Origin of the sequence: Corallococcus praedator (assembly GCF_003612125.1) — a bacterium.
GTDB classification, from domain to species: Bacteria; Myxococcota; Myxococcia; order Myxococcales; family Myxococcaceae; genus Corallococcus; species Corallococcus praedator.
On the sequence record NZ_RAWI01000508.1, the window covers coordinates 1 to 5,775 of the forward strand.

The window sequence follows — 5,775 nt, forward strand, 5'->3', positions numbered from 1 at the left end:
GGGGAGAGCGCCATGGCGATGTTCCTCGGAGCAAGCAGGTCGGCGGGGGATGAACCGACCGCGTCGGCTGATGTGGGGGGCTAGAGCAGGAGGCGTGCCATGGCCCACACGAACGCCCGCGGCGCGCCAACTCCCTGGGATTGCTCGCGAAGTCCTGCTGGAGGGCGCCCAGGGGGGAAGGGCCTGGAGGCCCGCGCCCTGATGACTGCCGTTGGTCCCTGGTGTCTGGCGTCATCAGGCGGGAGCGCCCAGGAACGGACCCGGGCTCCCACCGTGGAGGTGGAAGCCCGGGGCGTGGGGGAGGGGCTGTCTACTGGGGCGAATTGACGACGAGATAGGTGACGTCGTTGCCGGAGTAGCGGGGCTGGTACCAGGTGCCGCCGCAGTTCTGGTACGCCACGTTGTTGACCATGGTGGTGGTGCACGACGGTGGAATCGAGTTCACCACCGAGCCGACCGCGACCGCGGTGACCGTGGCCGCCGCCGCCACCCCGGCCGCCGCCGCGACGGGATGGTGGTAGTGGTCGTTGTCATGGTTGTAGTGGTCGTCGTCGACGTGCACATCCACGTCCCGGTCCACACCCACGTTCCGGTTCACATCCACGTCCCGGTCCACACCCACGTTCCGGTTCACATCCACGTCCTGGTTCACACCCACGTTCCGGTTCACATCCACGTCCCGGTGGGCGCTCCCGTTCACGTTGGTCCGGGTGGCGGTGCGCGCCCTGTAGGCCGACGCGCTTCCGGTGAACATCCCGAACGCGGCGACGAGTGCGAGGGCCTGGAGGCTCTTGAGGGGGCGCATGGCTAACGGCTCCTGTTGGGGGTGTTCCGACCGGCCCGTTGCCGGGTGTCCTCGAAGGCGATCCGGTGGGCGTCCCTGGGCGGGACGAAGTTGAACGACGCATCATCGAATCGGGGCTTCAGGTTCCAGTCGAGCGTCGCGACGTGCTGCGGTTGCGACGGCTCCTGGACGCTCGTGACCACGAACTTCCTCGGCACGGGCCGCTCCCCCTTCTCAATCCACACCTGCCAGTCCACGTCGCCCTGCCGGAAGGCGTATTGGTCCGTGGCCACGCCCTCGACCGTGGCGGGCCCCACGTAGACGGCGGACTTGAGCTGTTTGGCGCGGCCCTTGTCGGTGCCCCAGTAGAAGAGGTCGACCAGCGGCAGCTCGATATCGTAGCGCTGCTCGGCGGCCTCCAGGGTCTTCTCCAGGGTCGGAGGGGCGTCGAACGACGCGTAGAAGCCCGTGCCCGGCCCGTTCACCGTGAAGTGCTTGCCGTCATAGAAATACTGGCGTTGTTTCAGGTCGGACGCGCTGTCGACGCGGAGGCGGTCCGGACGCCGCGCGCGGAGGTCGGTGGTCCCGGCGAACTGGACCTTCTGTCCATTGTCGAGGATCGCGTCCGTGGTCGTCTTCGCCGTGACCTCGAAGGTCCGCTGGCAGCGAAGGAAGTCCCCCATCCGCTCCAGCGCGGCGACGGCCTGGGGCTCCACCGAGGCGGCCGCCTTGGAGGTCTTCTCCCGGGTGGCTGTCGCGGCGAAAGCGGGGGAGCCCCAGCCCAGCATGCAGCCGGCACAGACCCCCCAGGCCACCAACCGCTTCCAGTGACGCCTGTCTTTGATGTTCAGTCGCACGGCCGTCCCCCTGTTCCTTTCGGAATCCAACACCTCATCCGACACTCGCAACATGGAGACGTTGGCTTCACGTGCAAGGACAGACAGGCGTGGGTGGCATTGCATCCGGGCGACCGGATGGCTCCGAGCCCGCCGGTGCGGCGCCCCAAGGAAAACGGCCCCCCTCCACATGGGAGAGAGGCCGGAAGACTTCAGGGGCCCTACGGTCAGGCCCTTCGGACGGTGGCCGATCGAATGGCCCGGAGGACCAACAGCAGCACCACCGCGCCAATGAACGCCACGAAGATGGTGCCCGCCAGGCCGCCGAACGGAGCGCTCGTGCCCAGGGCGCGGAAGATGAAGCCGCCCAGGAACGCGCCCACCACGCCCACCACGATGTCGCCCACCACGCCGTACCCACCACCGACCACCGCGGACGCGAGCCACCCGGCGATGAGGCCGATGACCGCCCACAACAGGATTGCTTCCAAGCCCATGTCCTTCCCCCTTCGCAAATGGACGGGAACAACATGGGCACGATGCCTCCAGGATGCTTGCCCCACCCTCAAGGACGATGCCTCTCCGAGCGGAGGACCTGCATTCCAGGGCCCTGCACCGTTCAGCAGCGGACGCACGTTGGTTTCAGGTGAAACAACGCGGGGCAAAACGCCCCATTTTGACGTTGTCGATGCGCTCTGTTGGCATCGGGTGAACACCATGCCGCCGAGGCGGTAAGGAGTTCGCCGTGTCCATGAAGCGCATCTTTGAATCCACTGGAGCGCCGTTGTGCTTCGACCGTGAATCCTACCGGTGTCATCACACGCTCCTGGGGCATCCCGCCTTGGAACTGGAGAACCTGGCGGGCGTGGTGCAGCGCCTGCCCGCGGACAACGTGTTCTTCAGCTCCGGCCTCGTGCCCAAGGACGCGGACTTCGACCGCGCGCACGTGGACTACCGCACCGGGCTGTCGCTGAAGGACACGGTGGAGAACATGATGACGAGCAATTCGTACATCATGCTTCGCGCGCCGGAGCAGGACCCCAGCTTCAAGGACCTGTTCCGCTCGCTGCTCGCGGAGGTGGAGTCGCTGATGCAGGCGCAGGGCGTGGGCCACACCGCCGTGGATCCGATGCTCTACCTGTTCATCGCCTCCCCCGGCAGCGTCACGCCCTTCCACCTGGACCGCTACTCCACGCTGCTGATGCAGTTCCGGGGACGCAAGGCGGTGCACATCTCCCCGGCGTGGGATGAGCAGGTGGTGCCCGCGTCGGACCTGGAGGCCTTCGTCGCGCGCTCCGGCTCGAAGGTGAACTACCGGGAGACCTTCGACGCGACGGCGACGCGCTACGAGTTCGGCCCCGGCGACGCGCTGCACATCCCGTTCGTTGCGCCGCACTACGTGAAGAACGGCATGGAGGATGTCTCCGTGTCGCTCTCCATCATCTTCAACACGCGGGAGACGGCCCGCCACCTGCGCGCGCTGCGAGCCAACCACGCGCTGCGCACGCGCCTGGGACGCGTGGGATACCGGCCCGTGCCGGTGAACCGCTTCCTGCCGCTGGACCACGTGAAGAGCGGCGTGGAGCGCGTGGTCCGCCGGGCGCGCCGCCTGATGCCCGCCTGATTCCCCCGGGTCCGCGAAGCGCACGGACACTGTCTGTGCGCCCCCGCCTGCGTCGTCCCAGGGCTCCGCTTATGGTGTGAGCCATGGCCCACGACGTGTTCATCACCAGCCTTGGGAAGTTCCTCCCCGGCGAACCCATCTCCAATGACGCGATGGAGGACTACCTCGGCCGGGTGCGGGGCAGTCCCTCCCGCGCGCGCAGCCGGGTGCTCTCCCAGAACGGCATCACCTGGCGGCACTACGCCATCGACCGGGAGCAGAAGACGCTCTTTCGCAACTGGGACCTGGCGGTCAACGCCATCCATGATGCGCTGTCGCGCTCGCCCATCACGCTGCAGGAGATGGACCTGCTCGTCACCGGCAGCACGCAGGGGGACCTGGTGCTGCCCGGCTTCGCCAGCCAGGTGCACCGGGCGCTTGGCGGCCCCGCATGTGAGATCGCGTCGCTGCACGGCATCTGTTCCAGCGGCATGCAGGCGCTGCGCATGGCGTCGCTCCAGGTGGCCACCGGCGAGTCGAAGCGCGCGGTGGTCTGCGCCAGCGAACTGGTCAGCCGCCTGCTCAAGGCCAGCCACTACGAGGAGGTCGCGGGCGACGGGCCGGTGCCCTTCGACGCGGAGTTCCTGCGCTGGATGCTGTCCGACGGCGCGGGCGCGGCGGTGGTGCAGGACCGGCCGCATCCGACGCGCCTGTCCCTCAAGGTGGAGTGGATGGACATCCGCTCGCACGCGAACCGGCACGAGCTGGGCATGTCCGTGGGCGCCAACCGCGCGCCGGACGGTGGCTTCGGTCCCAGCTGGCTGGACGCGCCCGATGTCACGCAGGCCGCGGCCCAGGGCTTCTTCAACATCAAGCAGGACATCCGCCGGCTGGAGTCGCTGGTGGCGCTGGGCGTGGACGGCTTCTTCGCGCTGATGGACCAGGGGCGCATCAAACCGGAGGAGCTGGACTGGTTCTGCATCCACTACTCGTCGCACTACTTCAAGCAGCCCATCGTGAAGCTCCTGGAGAAGGGCGGCGTGCGCATCCCGGAGGAGCGCTGGTTCACCAACCTCTCCACGCGCGGCAACACCGGCTGCGCGTCCATCTTCCTCATGCTGGAGGAGCTGGTGAACGAGGGGAAGGCCAGCCCGGGCCAGCGCATCTTCTGCATGGTGCCGGAGAGCGGCGGCTTCATCGCCTGCTACGCGATGCTCACCGTCGTGGGGCCGGAGCGCGCGGCACCCGAGGTCGGTCGCGAGGCCGCGCTTCCGGATGCAGGCCCGCTGCCGCTCACCCCGAAGGTGGGCGGGGATCCGCTGCGCGAGAAGCTGGTGCGCGAGCTGACGCACGTCTGGGTGGACTTCGAGTCCAGCCTGAACCAGGTGCCCCTGCTGTCGAAGCTGAACCGGGGCGTCTTCACCGTGGAGGACTACCAGTCGCTGCTCATCAACCTGCGCCAGCAGGTGGTGGAGGGCTCGCGGTGGATCGCCCGCGCGGCATCCAGCATCACGGCGGACCACCTGGCGCTGCGCTCGTCGTTCATCCACCACGCCCGGGACGAGCACCGGGACTACGAAATGCTGGAGCGGCACTACGTGTCGGTGGGCGGCTCGAAGGAGGCCATCACCCGCGCGCCGAAGAACATTGGCAGCGAAGCGCTGTCCGCGTGGATGTTCCAGCGGGCCAGCCAGGAGAACCCGTTCGATCTGCTGGGCGCGATGTTCATCATCGAGGGCCTGGGCAACCGGGTGGCGCGCCGCTGGGGCACGGCCATCAAGGACCAGCTGGGCCTGACGGACGACCAGGTGCGCTTCTTCCTGTACCACGGCGACAACGACGCCACGCACCTGGACCGGCTGGACGGCGCGCTGGCCTCCGGCATCCTCACGCCGGAGCTGGCGGAGCGCATCGTGAAGACGGCGAAGGTGACGGCGCGGCTGTACCGGTTGCAGTTGGAGGAACTGGACCGTGTCTGAGCCACTGCATCCGCTGTGGCTGATTCCGTTCTGCGCGGGCTACTTCCTGCTCGCGGGGCTGGCCATCAACGTCGCCTACCACCGCGTGTTGTCGCACCGCTCGCTGAAGCTCAACCGGTGGCTGGAGCGGCTGTTCGTCACGGTGGGCCTGCCGGCGGGGACGCCCATCCAGTGGGCGGGCAACCACCGCTGGCACCACGCGCACACGGACGTGGCGGGGGATCCGCACTCGCCCGTGCTGGACGGGTTCTGGTGGGCGCACGTGGGCTGGTACATCGGCTCACGCAACCCGGGCGTGTGCTTCCTGTACTCCGTCGCGGGCCCGCTGCGGGTGCTCTATGACGGGTGGCACCGGCCGCGCAGCAACCTGCAATACAACCACCTGGCGAAGGACGTGGCGGCGGACCGCTGGTACGCCTTCGTGAGCCGGCCCGGGCCGTATGGGCTCCTGTGCCTGCTCCACGTGTTGGCCCTGGTGGGAGGCGGCTGGGCGCTCTTCGGGCCGGTGGGGCGCACGGCCGGGGTGCAGCTCCTCTTCTTCCAGCATGACGCGCTCACGGGCGAGCACTGGGT

General features: G+C 68.3%; 5 protein-coding genes and 1 pseudogene. 3 read left to right on the top strand and 3 right to left on the bottom strand.

Translation table 11 applies throughout. The features are described 5' to 3' along the window. Nucleotides 1–310: 310 nt before the first annotated feature. The 3 genes from D7Y13_RS37410 to D7Y13_RS37420 form a co-directional block, all read right to left on the bottom strand. Entirely contained in the window at nucleotides 311–805 is a 495-nt protein-coding gene (locus tag D7Y13_RS37410) for a DUF6515 family protein (protein ID WP_120582970.1), read from the bottom strand. A gap of 2 nt (nucleotides 806–807) precedes the next feature. Continuing rightward, on the bottom strand, nucleotides 808–1,641 hold the full coding sequence (locus D7Y13_RS37415; protein WP_158620321.1) for a DUF2092 domain-containing protein: 834 nt from the start codon (nucleotides 1,639–1,641) through the stop codon (nucleotides 808–810). Between the two features lie 206 nt (nucleotides 1,642–1,847). Further along, nucleotides 1,848–2,117 (bottom strand): GlsB/YeaQ/YmgE family stress response membrane protein, encoded by a 270-nt coding sequence (locus D7Y13_RS37420; RefSeq protein ID WP_120532443.1) that lies wholly within the window; start codon nucleotides 2,115–2,117, stop codon nucleotides 1,848–1,850. A gap of 254 nt (nucleotides 2,118–2,371) precedes the next feature. On the opposite strand from D7Y13_RS37420, the gene D7Y13_RS37425 reads away from it, so the two are divergent. From D7Y13_RS37425 to D7Y13_RS37435, 3 genes and pseudogenes are all read left to right on the top strand, one after another. Next, on the top strand, nucleotides 2,372–3,244 hold the full coding sequence (locus D7Y13_RS37425; protein ID WP_120532442.1) for a cupin-like domain-containing protein: 873 nt from the start codon (nucleotides 2,372–2,374) through the stop codon (nucleotides 3,242–3,244). Nucleotides 3,245–3,327: 83 nt separating this feature from the next. After that, on the top strand, nucleotides 3,328–5,202 hold the full coding sequence (locus D7Y13_RS37430; RefSeq protein ID WP_120582973.1) for a StlD/DarB family beta-ketosynthase: 1,875 nt from the start codon (nucleotides 3,328–3,330) through the stop codon (nucleotides 5,200–5,202). Next, nucleotides 5,195–5,775 (top strand): annotated as a pseudogene (locus tag D7Y13_RS37435) (acyl-CoA desaturase); the annotation flags it as partial. The gene D7Y13_RS37430 and the pseudogene D7Y13_RS37435, both read left to right, overlap by 8 nt.

Bases quoted from the DNA above. Each gene is read 5' to 3' on its own strand.
- D7Y13_RS37430 (WP_120582973.1), top strand. From the start codon at position 3,328: ATGGCCCACGACGTGTTCATCACCAGCCTTGGGAAGTTCCTCCCCGGC.
- D7Y13_RS37425 (WP_120532442.1), top strand. From the start codon at position 2,372: ATGAAGCGCATCTTTGAATCCACTGGAGCGCCGTTGTGCTTCGACCGT.
- D7Y13_RS37410 (WP_120582970.1), bottom strand. From the start codon at position 805: ATGCGCCCCCTCAAGAGCCTCCAGGCCCTCGCACTCGTCGCCGCGTTC.
- D7Y13_RS37420 (WP_120532443.1), bottom strand. From the start codon at position 2,117: ATGGGCTTGGAAGCAATCCTGTTGTGGGCGGTCATCGGCCTCATCGCC.